Annotated in this window: 14 protein-coding genes; 6 read left to right on the top strand and 8 right to left on the bottom strand. The window is 63.5% G+C overall.

Translation table 11 applies throughout. The features are described 5' to 3' along the window. Nucleotides 1–156 precede the first annotated feature (156 nt). The 5 genes from ACFXP5_RS07035 to ACFXP5_RS07055 all read right to left on the bottom strand — a co-directional run bounded on the left by ACFXP5_RS07035 (nt 157) and on the right by ACFXP5_RS07055 (nt 6,354). Nucleotides 157–1,449 carry an O-antigen ligase family protein gene (locus ACFXP5_RS07035; RefSeq protein ID WP_394544076.1) on the bottom strand — a complete coding sequence of 431 codons (1,293 nt, stop codon included), beginning with the start codon at nt 1,447–1,449 and terminating at the stop codon, nt 157–159. Between the two features lie 142 nt (nt 1,450–1,591). Beyond that, nucleotides 1,592–2,614 (bottom strand): glycosyltransferase, encoded by a 1,023-nt coding sequence (locus ACFXP5_RS07040; protein ID WP_394544077.1) that lies wholly within the window; start codon nt 2,612–2,614, stop codon nt 1,592–1,594. Between the two features lie 216 nt (nt 2,615–2,830). After that, the gene (locus ACFXP5_RS07045) at nt 2,831–4,009 is read right to left on the bottom strand and encodes an acyltransferase family protein (RefSeq protein ID WP_394544078.1); all 1,179 of its coding nucleotides are present in this window, start codon (nt 4,007–4,009) and stop codon (nt 2,831–2,833) included. 89 nt (nt 4,010–4,098) lie between these two features. Then, the gene (locus tag ACFXP5_RS07050) at nt 4,099–4,887 is read right to left on the bottom strand and encodes a polysaccharide pyruvyl transferase family protein (RefSeq protein ID WP_394544079.1); all 789 of its coding nucleotides are present in this window, start codon (nt 4,885–4,887) and stop codon (nt 4,099–4,101) included. A 24-nt stretch (nt 4,888–4,911) separates the two neighbouring features. Continuing rightward, entirely contained in the window at nt 4,912–6,354 is a 1,443-nt protein-coding gene (locus ACFXP5_RS07055) for a lipopolysaccharide biosynthesis protein (RefSeq protein WP_394544188.1), read from the bottom strand. Nucleotides 6,355–6,686: 332 nt separating this feature from the next. On the opposite strand from ACFXP5_RS07055, the gene ACFXP5_RS07060 reads away from it, so the two are divergent. Continuing rightward, entirely contained in the window at nt 6,687–7,997 is a 1,311-nt protein-coding gene (locus ACFXP5_RS07060) for a UDP-glucose dehydrogenase family protein (RefSeq protein WP_394544080.1), read from the top strand. Nucleotides 7,998–8,202: 205 nt separating this feature from the next. On the opposite strand, the gene ACFXP5_RS07065 is transcribed toward ACFXP5_RS07060, so the two are convergent. Beyond that, complete coding sequence (locus ACFXP5_RS07065; RefSeq protein ID WP_394544081.1) at nt 8,203–10,365, bottom strand: acyltransferase family protein; 2,163 nt, start codon at nt 10,363–10,365, stop codon at nt 8,203–8,205. Between the two features lie 633 nt (nt 10,366–10,998). Next, nucleotides 10,999–12,510: a right-handed parallel beta-helix repeat-containing protein gene (locus ACFXP5_RS07070; RefSeq protein ID WP_394544082.1), complete on the bottom strand. Its 1,512-nt coding sequence runs from the start codon at nt 12,508–12,510 to the stop codon at nt 10,999–11,001. An 892-nt stretch (nt 12,511–13,402) separates the two neighbouring features. Between ACFXP5_RS07070 and ACFXP5_RS07075 the strand changes: the two genes are divergently transcribed. The 3 genes from ACFXP5_RS07075 to ACFXP5_RS07085 all read left to right on the top strand — a co-directional run bounded on the left by ACFXP5_RS07075 (nt 13,403) and on the right by ACFXP5_RS07085 (nt 17,656). Then, entirely contained in the window at nt 13,403–14,605 is a 1,203-nt protein-coding gene (locus ACFXP5_RS07075; protein ID WP_394544083.1) for a carboxypeptidase regulatory-like domain-containing protein, read from the top strand. Between the two features lie 385 nt (nt 14,606–14,990). Beyond that, nucleotides 14,991–15,770, top strand: a complete 780-nt coding sequence (locus tag ACFXP5_RS07080) for a cohesin domain-containing protein (protein ID WP_394544084.1) — start codon at nt 14,991–14,993, stop codon at nt 15,768–15,770. After that, complete coding sequence (locus tag ACFXP5_RS07085) at nt 15,767–17,656, top strand: amidase family protein (RefSeq protein ID WP_394544085.1); 1,890 nt, start codon at nt 15,767–15,769, stop codon at nt 17,654–17,656. The genes ACFXP5_RS07080 and ACFXP5_RS07085 overlap by 4 nt, the downstream gene beginning before the upstream one ends. A 54-nt stretch (nt 17,657–17,710) precedes the next feature. Here ACFXP5_RS07085 and ACFXP5_RS07090 read toward each other — a convergent pair whose 3' ends face one another. Continuing rightward, nucleotides 17,711–18,538, bottom strand: coding sequence for a helix-turn-helix transcriptional regulator (locus ACFXP5_RS07090; RefSeq protein WP_394544086.1), 828 nt, complete (start codon nt 18,536–18,538; stop codon nt 17,711–17,713). Between the two features lie 100 nt (nt 18,539–18,638). Here ACFXP5_RS07090 and hxlB point away from each other — a divergent pair, with 100 nt between their 5' ends. Together hxlB and hxlA are read left to right on the top strand one after the other, a co-directional pair. Then, complete coding sequence (gene hxlB / locus ACFXP5_RS07095) at nt 18,639–19,220, top strand: 6-phospho-3-hexuloisomerase (protein WP_394544087.1); 582 nt, start codon at nt 18,639–18,641, stop codon at nt 19,218–19,220. Nucleotides 19,221–19,241: 21 nt separating this feature from the next. After that, nucleotides 19,242–19,865 (top strand): 3-hexulose-6-phosphate synthase, encoded by a 624-nt coding sequence (gene hxlA, locus ACFXP5_RS07100; RefSeq protein ID WP_394528232.1) that lies wholly within the window; start codon nt 19,242–19,244, stop codon nt 19,863–19,865. Nucleotides 19,866–20,019 lie beyond the last annotated feature (154 nt).

The following is a 20,019-nucleotide window of genomic DNA, read 5'->3' on the forward strand; positions in this document are numbered from 1 at the left end:
AGGGACCGACTTTGTTCGTTCGAGAACGTCACCCATTCAACGTTTTCCCGACTCAGGCCCCACCGTTGAGCCCACCTGAACAGCTGCTCAAGGTGTCCCCCGGTTGAAGCGACCAAGACCAGTCGATCATCTGGACTGAATGTCACACCAGCACCATCACCCATTAGTCAGTAGCCCGCTTCGGTATTGCGCCATGGCTCGTCTCGCTTTCCCCCGGGGTAAAGCCCCGGGCCCGTCCTTCAGAGTGTTCGAGCCGACCGCCCATGTAGCTATGCACAGCATCATTGTTGGGGCATAAGAAGTCGTATTAGAGGCAATTGCGTTAACGAGGAGGGTTGCCAATGTCGACACGGCAAGGGCCTTGCCCCAAGGATCGACTTCGCGATCCCGGACGAGAAGCACTACCGCGGTGGCAACGAGTAAGAAGATCACGGCTGATCCAATTAAGCCTGTCTCAACCAGCAATCGAACGAACTCGCTGTGGGGCTGCTTGCCGATCGGCTGGGCATCGAAGTCGGCCCGTCCAAGCCCGATGCCAAAGATGGGACGCTCTTCCCATATATCGAGAAGACGACGCCAGTTGTAAAACCGCCAGTCCAAACTGTTGGTGATGCTGCGGCTGTTCGCATCATCGAATGAAACCGTGGTCTGCAGCTCTTCCAGTCGAGTACTCAAGGCGCCACTGGCGAGCACCGCCACGACACTGACAACGACTCCTCCGAGCGCCGCAACCTTAACGCCAACCCCTGCCCCCGAGAGTAGAAGTAACAGAATCAACCCAGACAGCAGCGCGATCAGCCCTCCCATACTCAGTGTCCCGACGACACCAACTACAGACACGACGAGCGCGAGCGCATAACGCCACCGAGGCTGCCGCAGCAGCAAATAAGCAAGCAATAGTATGTAAATTGCGATGAAGCTGGCGGCCGAGTTGGTGTGGTTGAACGTGCCAAATGCTCGCCCGGTCGAGACGGCAAAGAAGAGCGGGGAATGCGTCAGTGTCGCGACTGCGAGGATCAGCACCGCCGGGAAAGCCCCCCAGACGAGAAGCACGGCAAATCGCGAGGGCCCAATCTCCCGAACGGCCACTCTCGCTAGCACGGCCATCCCGATCAAGGCGAGGAAACGCAACGCGGCGCTCGTCAGTGGCTGGGCAAAGCCGACCTCTATTACCCCTATCAAGAACCACGTAACGACGAAAGCGACAAAGACTGGAATAGTGATGCGCTTCGTACGCGCATTTCGCTGAGTGGACACTAAGAACCCGCCGGCTATGGCGCCGTAGAGGATAGCAAGATTCAGAGCCGAGCTAAGCCCCCCGGGAATGAACTTTGCGTCAGCGAACAGGCGAAGAACAAACAGTGCCAGAAAAAGCTGTAGCGCGAGGCTTCGTGCCTGTCTCGTCCGGGAGCCTTGTGGGTGCCTCACTTCACGCGTGGCCATCGCCATACCCCCGCTTAGTTGTCCCTTCGGCACCGCAGGACAGCGCCGCGGGTTCGAAGGCCCGCGCCGCACTGGCACCTACAACACACGTGCGTGCGCACGCGCTCTCGGGGAATCTGTTATCGACGATTTTCACGTGATGTCGCCCTTATTCTATCTGAGCCACTTGCTTGAACGCGTCCGCGTACGACCGTGCGACCGACGGCCAGTCTCTGCCGCGGAGGTTCGGCGAGTCTGATCTTGGACCCCTTAACTGTTCCCGCATCTCGTCGAGGGTTGCAGGGGTGAACTCGCCCTCGTATCGAATCACCCATCCAGGGCCGCACTCAGCCGCCAGCTCGTCATTGACGCATCCCTGTGGAACGACGATTGGCGTATTCAGGGACAGCGCGACGAGCGCGATGCCAGAGTTGAGCATCTCGGTGTAGGGCAACACCACACACTCTGCTCGCCCAATTTCACTCGCCATGTCCGCGTCCGACACGAACTCGAAGAGAGTCGACACTTCCACGTCTTCTCTGGACCAGCCGCGGAGAGAGGCGAGAAGAGACTGCTGCATCGCTTGCGACGCGGACCCAACGATACGTAAGGACTCACCCGTTCGCCCCGCCACCTTTACAGCCTCGATTAGACGGTCCACTCCCTTGTATGGCTCCAAGCGGCCAATCGACAACCACCGTCCCGGTTCAGTCTCCACGCTAGGCAACTTTCGGAACTGCTCCCGGTAGTCACCGTGCGGGATAACCACAGACTTCGCGCCGGCCGGTACTGCGGTACAGCGGTTCAACTTCACGAACAGCGCTGTCTCACCATCCAGCCTCGATAGGAGCCGTTGTTGAGACGCGCTCAGACGCCCGTGCGGGTCGAGGTTGTGAACCGTCCGAACAATAGGCACTCCTCGGAGCCTTAGAACCGAGAGAAGAATTGAAAAAAGAGCCTGCTTCATCACGCCTCGCACCTTTGCTTTATCCCGAAGCAGAAACTCTGGCCAATGAACGTGAAAGACGTCGTAACGTCTAAAGAAGGCACGGACCCACGAGAAATAGATGAAGTCGACATTACCGGGCGCATGCCGGACGACCTGGTCAATGTATTTGACTGTTCTACCCGGCCCCACAACGGACTCGAGTATCGTGATGCTCTGGTCGCGGGATCCCTCTAACTTTCCCATCTCACCTTGCCCAGCCGGTTACGGCACGACGTACAACGGCACTTCGACTCGCCAATGACGTGCAGAGACTCCGGAGGGTGGGGCAGATCATGTGGGCGAGCAACTCCGGTGATTTCATGGGGCTCAAAATAGTGGTCTCGTCGTGGCTGGTCATGGCTGGGCATCGCGAAGTCAGGAAGACGCCCGTTCCGTCCATATCGATCACTGTCGGGAAAATTAGGTGTCGGCGGACTTGCGCCCGATGGTCGGCCGCACCGTTGCCGAGGTGCCCGTCGCTGCTGCGACTTCCGAGTGGGCGAGCGCCTCCATGGGCGGACCCTCGTTTGGGTTCTCGCCTACCTTGCTAAGCCGCTTCCTCAATCGCTCAAACGGACGTTCGACGACTACTCTCATGGCCCACGATAGAAGGATTGCGAATCCAATGCCAACGACCGCCCCGAGCGGCCAGCCCAACCATTCCTCTCCACCGATCAGGGCCCATCGATGGGTGAGATATAGCGAGTACGAGATGAGACCGATCCAGGCGATCGGGCGCCAATTAAGAACCCGCCCAATCCACGATTGCGGCGCGAGCAATACTGGGATGAAAATGCCGAACGCGGCCAGGCTCTGGATGGTGAAGCCGTACACGAATTCGCCGGGGATCCGAGTGGCTGCCCAGAAAATCACCGCCGACACGATCACGACGGCCGATCCAACCCAGCGTTGTTTAGGAAGCTTTACCTCCCCGTACACAGGGTTGAACCCGATCGCGAGGATGGCCCCCCAGAGGAGGGCATCCACCCGCGTGTCGGTCGCGTAATAAAGCCGAACATCGCTTGCCCCGTTGAGATCAAGGAAAATACGCCAACCCAAGATGACGATGCAGACCGCCGCTAGGACGGCGACTTGATGTCTTCTGTTGGGGAGCCATTTCCTCATAGCGATATACGCCAGCGGAAACACCAAATAAAAATGCTCCTCGACGGCTAGAGACCAAAACACACCAAGACCCGCGGGAACGTTCTCGTGCCCGTCGATGATGATCCAGTAGTTCGTGAAGAAGAGACTGGTTGAGATTGTCCCACCCGGTGAGAGTGTGTTCGGGAGTACGCCAACAATCGAGAGCAGAATCACGATGGCGATGACGATATACATGGGCGGAAAGATCCTGAGCGCTCGGCGCAGGTAGAAGCCACCTAAAGAGATTCGATCGAACCGGTCCCACTCCGCTCGCAAGAGGGTCGTGATGAGATACCCGCTCAGGAAGAAGAAGAGAGCAACTCCGCTGCCACCGGAGAATGGACCAGGGAAACCCGCATGCGTATATACAACGAGGGCGATCGCAGCCGCGCGAAGCCCGTTGAGGGACGGGATATGACCGATCTTGGGGGCGAGGACTCCGGCGGACGGCATGGCTTGACGCTATCAGCGCCCTGTTACGAGATTACGAACGGCGTTGGTCAGTTTGAGAACGTCGCGAAGTTGCGCCTGGACGTCAGCCGTCAGGAAGCCCACAGGTCGAGAGGAAACGCTGCCAGCAAGGCCGCCGCGTCGTAATCAGCGGGTGGTTCGCCACCCATCTCGATCGCCTCCGAAACCGAGTTGGCAGGTTGATAGGACTCGCGCCCGGTGCCCGCGTAGTAATCGTCGTACTTAAACGAATGCTCGGCACCTGGCCGGATGAGACGGGCAGGGATCCCGAAAGACTCTGCGATCACAATCCCATGGAGCGAAGAGCCACAGATGAAGGCGCTCCTCGCTATCCGACCAATGACCTCGTGGGGCGGCGACAGCGGGTCGATCAGCCTTCGGTCGCGTGTCCGTACCCGATCGTGAAAGTTTGGCACCACCCCTACCGGCGATAGTTCGTGACGGGATGGCGCACTGCTCAAGTACTCCCTGCGCGGCCAGAACGTCGACCATAAAAGGGCAGGGTCGCCGAAGATTTCCGGGACTTCGGTCCCGCGGGCGACTAGGAGATCTCGGGTTCGCGGACCCCGTACCGACCGGACGTCCAGGGCCGGCGCCGCACCCGTGTCCATGGACTTGCCGTTGACGCCTGTGCCCCAGACGACATCACCCGGTTGTGTCAACTTCATGATCGAACCCACAGTTACGAGCCTGGTCCCCCCAACGGTGGTGTCGCGCAACCCCTGCGATTTCACGATCGCGGCCACAAGAAGTGGGCCGAGCAGATCACCGAAGTTGTTCAGCGGCCGGCGGGGAAGGAATCGGCCTAGAACACCCGGCCGCCTTCGGACCGGGTTGAAGTGCACAACGTCAATGGGCATTGCGGTCTACCTTCCGTCGGAAAGTTAGCGGCGAAGACGTCTCACGACGTCCCAGATTTTGCGATAGTCATCGCGAATGGGAGCAACTAGTGCGCCGGCCGCGAGATAAGCGAGAGCTATCGACATCAGTATTGCTAGGGAGACCCAGGCACCGAGTGGCTCGAGCAGCGTATAGGAGAGAACGAAGCTGACGATTGACAGGGGCGCTAGGAAGGTGATCGGGCGTAGAGCAGCAATTACAAGAGGAGCCCGTCGCAGTCCCGCTTTGCGCATGGGAAACAGAGTCAACAATGTCCAGTTGAGTGCTTGGCCAGCCGAAGCTGCTGCCGCGACCCCGACAGGCCCCCAAGCAACCCCGACAAGCATCAGGCCGATGGTGGCCGATCGACTGATAACGGTCCATCTCAGCTGGACGCCGGTAAGGGCACGAGAGAGGAACACCCAGTAGTAGACATAGCCGATGCCCTGGAACACGCCGCCCACGGCAAGCACAGCGAAGATTGGCTTTGCCAGATCCCAACCGGGACCAAGGAGTATCTCGATGACCGGGCCCGACATCCCCGCCAGCAGCAAGAAGGCTCCACCAAACGAGTACCCGAGGACCAGTTGCGCTCTCGCGAGGTACGCGTCATACCTAACGTCATCCTGAAGACGAGACAGGATGGGCATCGCTACCTTGGTCATTGGTGCCGCGATCTGTTGTAGAGGTAGCCGGAACAGACGGAACGCGCGGTCGTAGATTCCGAGGGATTGAGCTCCCCAAACTCGGCCGACGAGAATGCTGTCTACGTTCGAGGTGGCGTAGGTGAGCAGCTGCACACCGAGTGTGTTGGCTCCGAACGTGTACAACGCCCGCATGCCCTCGCCCCTCCGCGGGAGCCCTGGGATCCAGCTAGCGCCGACCACAAGAATAACGAGAGTGACAACCGCGACGGTGATCTGTTGTGCCACGAGGGCCCAGTAACCCGCACCCTGGAAGGCCAGGAAGATCGCGACTCCGAGGGCGACCGCGGCGGACCCAACGTCAGCTGTCATCAACCACTTGAACCGAAGCCGCATCGAAACTTCGGCCCGAAACTGTGCGGCAAGGGAGTTGAGGAGAAAGGTCACCGCTAGCGCCCGCGTGATGTCCACAAGCTGGGGCTGTCCATAGAAGAGCGCGATGGCAGGGGCTACAGCCAGCACCACGCCGAAGAGCACAGCACCAATGAGGGTGTTTGTCCAGAAGAGGTTGCTGCGCTGACCGTGCGTGATGGTTTGCGACTGAATCGCTGCCATAGAGAGCCCAAAATCACCCAGGACCGTAGCGATCCCGATGAACGCGACGCACATCGCCACGAGCCCAAAGTCCTGTTGGGAAATCAGTCGGGCCAGAACGGCGACGCCCAGGAACTGTATTCCCGCTCTGGCCAATTGTCCGGCGAGGGTGACCGCTCCTCCTCGAGCGGCCGCGCCGGCGAGGCTCAGTAGTCCGTCCTATCGCGCACGAACCAAATGCTACCCAATAGCGAGCGCTCGATATGACCGTCCACCAACTCACTGTCGGGGGTCAGGTCCGCCTCGCGAAACGTGCAGCGGGAAGTGAGGAATCCGGCGGGCAAGTCGGCGCGGTCGTGGTCTGCCGATCGAGGTGATCGCCTGACCGGATCACGTCTAACTTCCAGTCTTTGCGAACCATCGTGCGATCCCCTGAAACACGAGACGACAGTCGGGTCTGGTATGAAGATTCAGCACACTGAAATTAGCGTTCACCGCCGCCAAGGCCGCCGGCATCCTGAAGTCTTTTCTCGAGGAGTCTCATGCGTCTGTCTGTCATCGGTTGCGGTTATCTGGGTGCGGTCCATGCCGCGGCAATGGCGTCGATTGGCCATGACGTGGTCGGGATCGACGTCGATGAGCGCAAGATCGCCACCCTGTCAGAAGGGAAGGCCCCGTTCTTCGAGCCTGGTCTGCAGGAGATTCTGACCGATGGTATCGAGTCGGGTCGGCTTCGATTCACCACTGACATGTCCGAAGCGCGCGGAGCCAAAGTTCATTTCGTCGGGGTAGGTACTCCTCAGCAGAAGGATAGCTATGCGGCTGACCTGACGTACGTAAACGCCGCCGTCGACGCGCTCCTCCCCTACCTGACCGAGGGCGACATCGTCGCGGGCAAGTCAACGGTCCCCGTCGGGACTGCGGCCGAGCTTTCACAGAGAGTGACTGCCACCGGATCCACTCTTGTGTGGAATCCAGAATTTCTTCGCGAAGGCTGGGCGGTTCAGGACACTATCGACCCAGACCGTCTGGTAGTTGGGGTGCCCGAGGGCGAGTCTGGGGAGGCTGCGGCTGCCATCCTCCGCGAGGTCTACCACCCGGCTATCGCCAAAGGCACCCCATTTCTGGTCATGGACCGCCCCACAGCGGAGCTTGTAAAGGTTGCCGCCAACGCTTTCCTCGCCACGAAAATCTCTTTCATCAATGCGATGGCCGAGATTGCCGAAGTGGCCGGAGCAGACGTAACACGACTGGCTGAAGCCATTGGCCACGACGAGCGCATCGGACGCCAATTCTTGAAGGCGGGGATCGGATTTGGCGGCGGATGCCTCCCTAAGGACATTCGAGCATTTTCGGCGCGCGCCGAGGAACTCGGGCGCGGTGAATCCGTCGCCTTCTTGAGGGAGATTGACGCCATCAACCTCCGCCGCCGCGACCGGGCCGTCGAGATCGTGGTGGAAGCTCTCGGGGGGTCAGTGTTCAAGAAGAACGTGACTGTCCTCGGCGCGGCTTTCAAGCCCCACAGCGATGACATCCGGGACTCCCCCGCCCTAGACGTGGCCGTCCGCCTCCACGGACTCGGAGCGTGGGTCACGGTCACCGATCCTGCTGCGATCGAGAACGCCCGCCGCGTCCACCCGCAACTCAACTATGTCGAGGATCGCGACGAGGCACTCCGCGGAGCGGACGCCGTGATCGTAGTAACCGAGTGGGACGAGTACCGCCACAATCTATCTGCCGAGCACGCTGCCTCGATTGTCAACAGCAGGGTCATCATCGATGGAAGAAACTGTCTCGACGCCAAAGAATGGCGCGCGGCGGGATGGGAGTATCACGGAATGGGGCGCCCCTAACTGAGGCGCTGGCGTACCTCGGCCGCGTCTCTTCCCACGGTTCTTTGTCCCCGTTCCGGAAGCGGAACTCCGCCACGAGGCTTACACCTGTGGGCAATCCGTATCCGAGCCGGCGACGGAATCGAATCGGGAGCTGACTTGACCGACACCGCACGGGGTTCCGTCACGCAGTTGGTACCTCCCCAGCTCCGGGAGTCTGACCCGGCTATGTGGCGGGCGGAGTGAGCAGAACCGGCGCCAGCAGCGGGCCCAGTTCGCGCGAGTACTTGCCTGTGAGGTGCGTGCCGTCGAAGGTCATCGGCGTCGTTCCCACAAAAGCTGGGCACAAGCTACGCGCGCAGAACCAACCTTCAGTCTCGACGAACTCGACGTCGGCGGAGGTTGCCGCCTGCTTCATCGCCGCGACCGTCGCGAGGTACTGCGCCGGAGGATCGGTCACACAATCCTGAGGAGACGCAACGGCCGTGTAACAGTCAACCAAGCCCTTTCCCCGGGGGTTGGGCGGCAGGACAACGACACGAGATCCGTTTAGCTTCGCCGCGGCAAAAGACTCCTCCAAAGCAGACTCAAACGCCTGTTCGGGAGGCTCACCGCCCGAGGTCAGCACTCGTTCTATGGTGTTCGAAGCGGATGACGCAATGACAAGGGTCGGCTTCAGCTCTGCAAGCGTCTCACGAACCCATTGGTTATGAGCTCTGCATTCCTCAGTGAAAGAATCGTCCTTGCCGCGCCCAGAGACGTCAATGATGGCGGCAGGGCACTGGCCGTAAGTCAGGCTGCGGACGCTGTAACCGGCGGGCTCGAGGGCTGCCCGGATCCCGGGCATCCAGCTGACGCTCACCGAGTCACCGATGACCACGGCGGTCAGGTCGGATTCCGTGGTCCCATACGTGCAACGATCAACCTTCTCAGGCGTGACATCCAGGCATGAATCCGACGTCCACTCCGGCGCGGCCGCGGCTTGGCCAAGCTGGTCGAGGGCCGGGTCGAGAGCGGGCCACGACGTTGCGGTGAGCGATGCTTCAATCCTTCCGACCAGCTCCCCTGCCGGAGTCGTCGGCTGCGTGGCCTCCGCGGTCGCGTTGCCATCTCGGGGATCCCAGAGTGGGGCCGCGCTCACCACGCGCACAGGTGTGAGCGCCCAAGCGCTAAGCCCGATGGTAATCACCGCGATGATCGAAACCCCAGTGAGCTGGATCCTGCTGACCGCCCCTCGACCCGCTGCCCCGGAGATTGCGGCTCTCAACTGCCCTGACTGATACCGGCGGATGGGGTCTTCGACGAGGTAGTACGAGGCGGTCGAAAACCCAAGAATGAGCACTCCGCACAGGACGTAGTACGGCGCATCTGTTGGCATCAGAATCGCGAGGATGATGATTACTGGGAAGTGCCACACGTAGAGGGAGTACGAGACGTCACCCACCCATGAGCTGATCGGATTCATAATCGGCCATACCCATCGCTGCGCTCCGCCCGTGCCGGCGACGATGACGAGTGCGGTGGCCACCACGGGTAGCGCCGCCCAAGGTGCGGGAAACCCTCCACGCGCGTCGCTGACGATGAAGAACGAAGCGATTATCCCGAGCAGCCCAACCCACCCGAGAACTGGCCGCAACCCGTTGGGGATGCGTGCAAATATCCCAGCCCCGATGGCAATCAGTGCCCCAATCCCCAGCTCCCAGGTGCGCGTGAACGTGGAGAAGTACGCCCACGTTGGGTTGTTTGCGGTGTCCCAGATTGCCCATGCGAACGAGGCCACCGTGATGATCGCGATGGCGGCCCCTATAGCGCGATGTGCTGTTGTGCGGACCTTACTGGGGCGCCATCGCGCGGCGGCGATGAAGATGAGCAGCATGAGCCATGGCCAGACGAAGTAAAACTGTTCTTCTACGGAGAGAGACCAATAATGCTGGAGCGGGGAGGCCGCAAACTCAGCGTTGAAGTAGTCGGTTCCCTGGATCGCGAACCGCCAGTTCGCTGCAAAGAACGTCGCCCAGATTCCGTCCCAGACGGTTTGGCTAGCTCGCACCGAACTGAAAACGACATACCCAGCCGCGATGGTCACCACGACTACGAGAGTCGCAGCAGGAAGGATGCGTTTTGCTCGCCGGGCGTAGAAGCCAGTAAACGAGATGGTCCCGGTCTTGTCGTACTCGCGAAGAAGCAAGCTCGTAATCAAGAAACCTGAGATCACGAAGAACACATCAACGCCTACGAAACCGCCAAGTGGCCAGCCGATCAGGTGATCGAGGATGACTGCGACTACCGCCAGCGCACGCAATCCCTGGATGTCTGGTCGGAACGTCGTCTTCTTCACAACTGCAGTCGCAGCCATTGCGGGATGCCTTTCGGCTGTGCCAGAACTCATGGGGACGCACCTCTCCGGGGGTGATACTAGGGGCACCACGTCACCAGCTCATTACGACGGGGCTCCCGTTCAGCGGCATCGTCTCTACGAGGAGTGAAAATGGGCGGGGCCAGCTCATCAAGTGCGAACGAACTTTCCTGCCGGCGGGCCAGAAGCTAGCCGACGCCGCAGGTGATTACCGCTACCCAGATGCGTGCAGCGCTGAGACCGAAGAGCCGCGTCAGGGACCCAGCAGCCGTGGCAGGCGTTGCGGCGCCCGCACAGCAGGGGTGCGAGAGGAAGTTAGTCCTGCCCCTCCACATGGCGTTCCGCCGGGCGGGGACGCATGCGGAACAGCTTGCGCCGCAGTGACGGGTGACGCAGGGGGATGATCGCCGGGTGCGACACGCTCCCGGCGGAGTGCTTCCCGATCACCTCATCCCATAGCGACCGCGAGCCGCCCGAACGTCGCGACTGTCGAGGGAATTCCCGGCCGATCACCCGAAGCTGCTTGTCGCTGCCCAGTCGGTCCAGCCTGTGGTGCAGACCCAGCAAGTCGACTGCCATGCTTCTGCCCCGTGGCTCTGCGCTGCGTACCGCTCGACCCTAGAGTCGTGGGACGAACCCCAGCTGCAGCGCTTTTCGCAGGATGCCTCAGGTGCCGAAGTCCATGAACACGGTCCCTCGTAGACTTGCGGACTGTTCCAGGGGGGTGAAGGCTTCGTCTTGCCCGACACCAGGGAAAACGTTGAGCGCGATACGGGTTCGGGCGGGTCCGACGTCGTCCTCGGCGAGGAGCCTGATGCCCGTTCTTCCTCCGACAAATGTGTTCAACGTCACGAGACAGTCTTCGCACTCACCCGATAGCACAGCAGAGAATCTCGTGCTCCGTTCCGCGTCGGCGAAAGTGTTGTTCACGAACCGGGCCCGCTTCGCGTCCCTTAAGCGCACGAGGTCTTCTCGCTCTTGCGAGGTAGACGAGCGGAAGTCGTTGTCAGTGAAGCTCGCATCCTGGGCGGAAACGAGATAGACGTCGCGCTTGAGGTTGTCCAGGAATGTGCAACTTGCGACGACCAGTCGGTCATTCACACGACCGCTGGCATCGTCGCCGATAGCGACAGTGTTCATCTGGAATCGGCAACCCGTGATCTTCAGATCGGATGCATGCCGCACGGACACCGCTTTGTTGGTGCAAGCTTCAATCGACACGCCGTAGATGTCGACGCCGGGGCTGAGCACAACAACCCCTTCCTCGAAGGCGCGGATCGAGCCTCCGTTGAGGGCGATACGACGCGAGCCCGAAAGGATATACACCCCGTTGTCCGACCCGTCGGCCAGTGCGAAGTCGGTGACCGTGACGTCCGTGCATTGCACGATCTCAATCCCGACACAGGTCTCCTCAGCTCGGAAGGCGACGACTGAGACGCGGCTCGAATCGAATATTCCGAGTCCGTAGACCTGGGAGTCTGCCTGTCCCTCATCGTTCAGAGTTGATCGGAGATCCTGGTCGCGTCCGTAGTTCCGCACCGAGAGGTTCATGAGCGCAACCTCGCTAGCGAAGGACACCCCGACTGCGGCCGCACCGGGTTCAATGCCCGCGCGGTGATTGCTGATCACGAGGTCCCGCACGATGACGTTTTCAACGGTAGCGCCTGTATGGCCAGTTACCCACACGCCCCGGTCTGACTTCCCGTCAAGATCGATCTGCGCGCCGTCACCTAGGACGGCTACTGCACTGTTGCCTTCGCTGATGATCACGGGACTACGGGTGTCTGCGATGAGGCGGGTCCCGCTGGTTAAGCGGAGCGTGGTGCCCGACCTTGTGATGCGGATGCTCTTGGCAAGCCGATAGTCCCCGGGCGGAACGAAGACGAGCGGTGATGCCCGCAGCGCGGCGGCAAAGGCGGCGGAATCGTCGGCTACACCGTCCCCCACCGCCCCAAACTGCCGTACGTCCGCTCCGACAGCGGGCGCGACCTCGCCATCGGTCGGGCGATCGCCATGAGCCAGATTGGTTCCAAGAATCGCAGTCGGGGTTGCTACCGCTGCCGCAGCGGCCGCAGCTAAGAAGGTGCGGCGGCCCGTGAGATGCCCACCCGCGGAACCATGCGCCCCAGAGTCTTCACCGGGCACTGGCGTCCCCGGACTTCGTACTTCTTGATCCACGCTGCGAGCGTACCCACTAGCAACCCTAGAACTCGGCCAGCCGGATCGCGGTCCCCGGCACTCACCATCTCCGCTGATTCTCTGCGCCGAACCTCAGCTCGACAGCGGCCAATTCGTCTCTTTCGCCGTCCGGCGAGACGAATGAGGAGGCCGAGGTATTGGGGCCGGTCAACGCCGCCATCGGGTTCATCGCGTTAGACACGGCCGGGCCAAAGTCTTGCGCGACCGCCGCGGACTCCACTGAGCTCGTGCCGGCGGACCTCGCGATGCTGTCATCTGGCGTCAAGCCATCCGTCGACACCCCGGACTCCTGGCAGGAGATGCCTCCTGAGGATCGCAGAGCGCTGAAGCTGAAGGCCGACTACAGGATCTAGGAACCGTGGCAGGCGTCGCGGCATCCACACGGTAGTGGTGCGAGACCGGAGTAGTCCTGTTCCTCCACCTGGCACTCCGCCGGCCGCGGTCGCAGCCGCATCACACGCCGCAAGATCGACGGTCGCCGCGGCGTGATGATCGCCGGGTGACAGCACTCGCGGCAGAGCGCGCCCCTCGCGCCTGATGCGGTCTCACTAAACGACGGTAGCTCCGGTTCGGAGCGAGTCTGATCAACCACGACGGCCTGCTTCTACGGGCACGACGCTGCGCTACCTTGCGCCCCCCACGTCCCCCGATTGGGGGACATTATCAGTTCCTCAACACAGTATCCAAACGCATGCATCTGGCCGGCTATGGCTCGCGCCATGAGGAGCCGTAAGCATGAGACTCCGTGTCCGACCTTCCAGAACTGATGGATTTCCTTGCTCATCAATGGATAAGTTCGATCGAAGCCAAGAACATTAGCCAAGCGAACCGCTACCTCTGTGGCTCCAAAGCAGGTTAGGACCGGCTACCTATGACCAACAGACGGATTCTCGTAGGGGTGGGCGCGGCCCTCGCGATCGGCGGCATCGGGGTATTTCCGGCTCCGGCATTGGCTGACGGGCCTGCCGGTTCTATCTCGGGCTTTGCCAGTCAACCAGGTATCAATCCGTTCGATTTCGACCCGCGCGTGCAGGTCAGCCTATTGCTGGATGACGGTGTCACGTGGATTGATTCGACGGTGAGCTCGAATGACCGATACGAGCTAGCGGGTGTTCCCGATGGCTCGTACTTGATCCTCTTCGAGCCCTATGACTCGAACTCCTCGTTCAGCCCAGAGTGGTGGAATGACGTCGGGGAGACGGAATCGGCGCAGGTCGTTGTCGTGGCAGATGGGCAGGCAGTCAGGGGCATCGACGGCATCTTGTCATGGGGTGCTTCCGTGTCGGGCCACGTTTTATTAGCAAATGGTGCGAGCCGTCTTGACGCAGGTGAGATTGACGTGCGCGCTTTAGGGGAAGGCGGTCGCCGATCTACGAGCGGTGTCGGTAGCGACGGCAGCTACACCATCGCGGGTCTAGACCCCGGGGTGTACCGCATCGAGTTCTATCCCGACGGCACGAACGGCTACCAGCCCGAGGACTACGGCACCCTCATCACGATCACCGGAGACGAGGACATAGGGGGGATCGACGTGGTCCTTGGATCGAACCAGATTTCTCTGACGGGGACCGTCACTGGAGATGGCGTGGGCATAGCTAATGCCGCCGTCAGCCTCATCCGTAGCGATGGGGTGGCTACGCAGCAAGCCATCACCGATGCCCGAGGCTCATTCGCGTTCAACGGAGTGCCGAGCGCCTCGTACAAGCTCACAGTTTCGGAGGCATCCGGGCGATGGCTAGCGCGCTCGGTCCCTGTCGAGATCCGCTTGGAAGGTTCAACTGTTGTCGCGGTCACGCTCGAACCAGTTTCGCCTGGCCAGACGGTGCCTTCCCTTCCCCGACCCGCCGATCCACCAGTCGGCAGCGTGTCCGGAGTGATCGCGCCCTCGCCGGTAGCGAAACCTACGGTGCCATCATCGGAGGAGGCATCTCTGGCGGTCACTGGTTGGTCGCCAGCTACGGCCTCGTTCGCCGGGTTTGCGCTGATGGCCCTGGGCATCTTCTTGGCAGCGGTGCCCCGTAGCTCCCCTCGGCGTCGCTTGCCTGCGGCGAAGTTGCCCAAGGCGGCCGGATAGCACATCGACACGGTGACGGCCGGCAGTACTCGTCCTCCCCTGGCGTTCCGGTGCGGACACTAGCCGGGCGCAGGCGCATTCGTGCTTGTCATGGTGCTCCCCCGAGTCGATGCGTACCTCCCCCGAGGCAGCGGGTGCAACGCTGCACCTGGGTTCAACGTAGGGCACGCAGCCGGAAAACGCGAGAACGCATTCCCCTTGCGAACTGGGGTTGGGCACCGGTCGACAGTTCGACTCGGCGGGGGAAACCGGGCGGAAACACCGCGACTTCACGCGGAAATTATGGTCTGCCATGGTTCGGGTACCCGCAAGGGACGCGCCGGCGCGTAGACGCGACCCCCGCGTGTGTCTGCAGTCCCTCTACCCGAAGAAGGGCTGCTTTCGCATGTCTCCATTCCCCACCCGACGAGGGATCCGCCGCGCTCACGCGCGCGGAATCGCCCTGCTCGTCACCTCGCTCGCCCTCGTCGGCGGCTCGACGGTGCTCGCACCGGCCGCCTTCGCTGCTCCCCCGACCGCGGTCATCACGTTCGACGTCGACCCGACCGAAGCCACCGAAGGCGAGAGCATCGAGGTCACCGTCAGCGCCACGGGCGTGACCGACCTCTACGCCTACGACCTCACTTTCGCGGTCGACGGGGCGCTGCTCCAGCTCGACCCCGCTACGGCGACCGGACCGGCCGGCGGTTTCACCACGGCGAGCGCGTCGGCCGACGCCGTCTTCCTCACCCACACGCGTCTCGGCACCTCGCCGGGCCTGACCAGCGCCACGCCCCTGGTGCTCGGCACGTTCTCGCTGACGGCCCTCGGCGGCGGAGACACCAGCATCCAACTCGTCTCTGCCGAGCTGGTCAGCTCCACGGGCGAGACCATCACGCAGTCCGGTGCCGTCCTCGGCCTGCCGGTCGACGTCACCCTGACGGCGCTGCCCGATCCGTCGCCCTCGCCCGACCCGTCCGACAGCGCTTCGCCGTCGGCGTCACCGTCTGCTTCGCCGTCGACCACCGGCCTGCCGCTGGCTGTCTCGGGCGACGACCCGTCGCAGCCGCTCGCAAACACCGGTGCCGACGCCACCCCGTGGCTCTTCGCCGGAGCGGGAGCCGTCGTGCTCATCGCGCTCGGCGTCGTGCTCGTGATCCGTCGCCGCCAGGCGGTGTCCGAATGACCCGCGCACGCGTCACCTCGCCCTTCTCCTCCCCGACCCTCAGCAAAGGCTCCCTCGTGACAGCATCCACTCGGCGCGGCCTCGCCGTTGCCGCAGCGCTCGCGACCGTCGTCGCCGGTGGTGTGATCGCGGCTCCTGCTGCGATGGCAGCTCCGGCGCCCGCCCCCACGACCGCGGTATTCCTCGCGCCGTATTACACCGAGCTCGATCTCACCGGTGACGAGCAGGTGACGGCCGACGACCTCGCTCTGGTCGCCGCGGCCATCGGTGCGACCGCGGAAGACCCCCTGTGGGACGAGCTCGCACAGTTCGACGTCGACGCCGACAGCACGGTCGATGTCGCCGACCTCGCCGAGCTCTCGCAGCGCATCATCTACGACGACGGACCGTTCGAACTGGTCGAGGCCGACGTCGTCGAGATCCAGTCGGCGATGAATGCCGGTGTGGTGACCTCGGTCGAACTGACCCAGGACTACATCGACCGCATCAAGGCCTACGACAAGACCGTGATCTCGGGCACCCGTCCGCTGAACTCGATCATCACCGTGGGTGAGACGACGGCACTCGCGGCAGCGGCGCAGGCCGACGCCATCCGCGCCGAGAAGGGTATGACGAGCATGCTGCTCGGCGTGCCGACGGCTGTGAAGGACAACTACAACACGGTCGACATGCCCACGACCGCCGGGTGCGGATGCTGGGACGGCAACCAGACCTCGACCGACGCCCACATGATCGAGGGCCTCCGCGCGGACGGCGCGGTCATTCTCGCCAAGACCAGCCTTGACGAGTTCGCGTACGGCTTCGTCTCGGAGTACACGACCGGCCAGGCGGCCGGCACGTCGACCTTCGTCGCGAGCCCGTACAACACCGGCCGCTCCGCGGGCGGCTCGAGCGGTGGCACGGGTGCGGCGATCGCCGCCAACCTCGCGGGCATCGGATTCGGTACCGACACCGGCGGATCGATCCGCGTTCCCGCCTCGTACAACCAGCTCGTCGGGGTGCGACCCACGGTCGGTCTCGCGAGCCGCGCCGGCATCGTGCCCCTCGCGCTGAGCCAAGACACGGGTGGCCCCATCACCCGCTCGGTCACCGATGCGGCCGTCGCTCTCGACGCCGTCATCGGCGTCGACGCGGACGACGCGGTGACTTCGCGTCAGCAGGGCAAGGTTCCGGCCTCGTACGCCTCGTACCTCGACGCGGACTCGCTCACGGGCACGCGCATCGGGTATGTCGCGTCGATGGTCGGCACGAACGCCACGACCGTGCGGCTGTGGAACGAGACTCTGACGCAACTGCGCGCGCTCGGCGCGACGGTCGTCGAGGTGCCGGGGTCGGCGCAGCTGAACACGGTGCTGAACGAAGGCAGCGGCAGCACGAACGAGTTCAAGCACGACCTCGACGAGTACATCGACGACTACCTGAACCCGACCGTGACCGCCGACAGCCTCACGGCGATCCTCGACAGCGGGCGCTTCGTCAACTCGCGTCGCAACGTGTACAACCAGCGCAACGCGGTCACTCCCGAGACCTACACCGCGTGGGCCGGCCCCGAGGGCTCGCACACGAAGGTCCTCGCCGACGGCAAGGTGTACGTCACCGGCCTGATGGACACGAACGACCTCGATGCGATGATCTACCCCTCGGGAACGCCGTACAACACCCAGGGCACCAACCTGCGGTTGAGCCCGAACACGGGTCTGCCGTCGGTCTCGGTGCCGATGGGCCAGGCATCGGCCACCGAGTCGATCCCGGGCGCGGGCGTCAACCTCGAGTTGCTCGGGCGCGACTTCTCGGAGGGCCCGCTGCTGGGGCTCGCGTACTCGTTCGAGCAGGCCACGAACGCGCGTACCGCACCGACCGGGTTCGGTCCGCTCGCCGCGGGCTGAGTCTGATTCACGAACGGCCCCTCGGCGTCATCGCCGGGGGGCCGTTCTTTCGTTCTACCGGGCGAGGGCGACGAGCTCGGCGCGACTGCGGGCGCCGGCCTTGCGCAGCAGGTTCGACACGTGGAACTTCACGGTGCTGTCGCTGATCGCCAGCTGCGTCGCGATCTCGCGGTTGCGCGCGCCCGACATGATGAGGCGCAGCACCTCCCGCTCTCGATCGGAGAGCGAGACGGCCTCGGACAGCGGTTCGGGCTCGGCGGGCGGATCGAGCGGCAGGCGGATGTCCATCGACGAACCCCACCCGGGCGTGGACGACACCGACACGACGCCGTCGAGCGCGGTGACCCGCTCAACGATCGGGCGCAGCGAATCATCGTGCGCGGTCAGCTCGCCGGTGCCGTCGTCACGCACGCCGATGAGTAGGTTGAGCCCGTCGCAGTCCCACTGGATGCGCACGCGCCTGGTCTCGCGCTGATCCACGAGCGCCAGCACGGCGCTGCGCACGATCGCCCGTGCGGCGTGCGCCACTTCGCCGGGGAGCGCGCGGCCGGTGGCGGGTGGCTCGACGAACTGCACATCGAGGTCGCCGTACCGCACGAGCGGGTGCAGGTCGGTGCGCAGCCGCGCGAAGGCTCCCACCACCGGCTCGACCGTGCTGCTGCGCTGGTGGTCGGTCGCCATCCGCAGCCCGACCAGGGTCGTGGTCGCCGCCTCGATCGCGAGGGTGCGCGCGGCGCGATCGTCGAGGCGCGTCGAACGCAGGATCGCGAGGATGGATTCGAGCGTGATCGCGTGCTCATCCGCCTGCTCGGCGACGCTGAGCGCGTGCTCGGCCGCCTTGTGCCGCTCGGCCGGAGACGGGAGGGTGCTGACGTCGCTCATGCCCCGAACCTACCCTGTTGGGTAGGCCTGTTCTTTCGGCCAGGTACGACTCCCCCGGCGGGCGGGGCGGTTCTCGGCGGCGGGCGCGCACGCTGGAGAAATGGATGCTGAGCACGAGACCGCGGTGGGCACGGCGCTGCGCACGATCACCGACGAACTCGATTCCGTGGTCGCCCGATTGCTCGCGGCGGATCCCGCGAGCCTGGACCGCGTCGCCGACTTGGTGGCAGCATCCCCCCGCGTCTTCGTACTCGGCGCGGGCCGCTCGGGTCTCGCCCTGCAGATGACGGCGATGCGCTTCATGCACCTGGGCCTCACCGTGCACGTGGTCGGTGAGGTCACCACGCCCGCGATCACCTCCGGCGATCTGCTGCTGACGGCGAGCGGATCGGGAACCACTAGCTCGATCCTCACCGCCGCAGAGACCGCGGTCGAGGTGGGCGCCCCGGTGGTCGCGATCACGACCGCAGCATCCTCTCCCCTCGCGGCGCTTGCCACCGCGACGATCGTCGTGCCGGCGGCGGGCAAGCAAGACCGCTCGGAGACCGCCTCGCAGCAGTACGCGGGCGGGCTCTTCGAGCAGACCGTCGTGCTGCTCGGCGACGCCCTCTTCCACGCCCTGTGGAAACGATCCGGGGCGAGTGCCGACGAGCTCTGGCCGCGCCACTCCAACCTCGAATGACCCCCCTCGAAAGGAACCACCATGCAACTGCAATTCGCCATGGACACCCTCACCACTGAGGCCGCACTCGACCTGGCCGCCGCTGCCGCGCCGCACGTCGACATCCTCGAGCTCGGCACCCCGCTCATCAAGAGCGCGGGCATCTCGGCGATCACGGCCATCAAAGAGGCCCACCCCGACAAGATCGTCTTCGCCGACCTCAAGACGATGGATGCCGGCGAGCTCGAGGCCGATGTGGCCTTCTCGGCCGGTGCCGACCTCGTGACCGTACTCGGCGTCGCCGGCGACAGCACCATCACCGGTGCGATCAAGGCCGCGAAGAAGCACGGCAAGGGCATCGTCGTCGACCTCATCGGTGTGAGCGACAAGCCCGGCCGCGCCAAAGAGGTCGTCGCGCTCGGCGCCGAGTTCGTCGAGATGCACGCCGGCCTCGACGAGCAGGTCGAAGAGGGCTTCACCTTCTCGACCCTGCTGCGCGACGGCGAAGCATCCGGCGTGCCGTTCTCGGTCGCCGGCGGCGTCAACGCCTCGACGATCGCTTCGGTGCAGCAGTCAGGCGCCCGCGTGGCCGTGGCCGGCGGAGCGATCTACAACGCCGACGACGTGGGCGCGGCAGCCGCCGAGCTGCGCGCCGCTATCGTCTGACCCTTTGTTGCGGAACGGCCCCCTGGCTTGCGCCGGGGGGCCGTTCTTTTGCTTCGGGGCCGCTGGGGGGCCGTTCTTCGCTTGGGGCCGCGCGCGGCGACGGATTTCGAGGAGATGCCGGGGATCGAGGACGATTTCGGGCGAAAGCATCCTC

The sequence above is a fragment of the Microbacterium hanjuni genome, assembly GCF_043556395.1.
Lineage (GTDB): Bacteria > Actinomycetota > Actinomycetes > Actinomycetales > Microbacteriaceae > Microbacterium.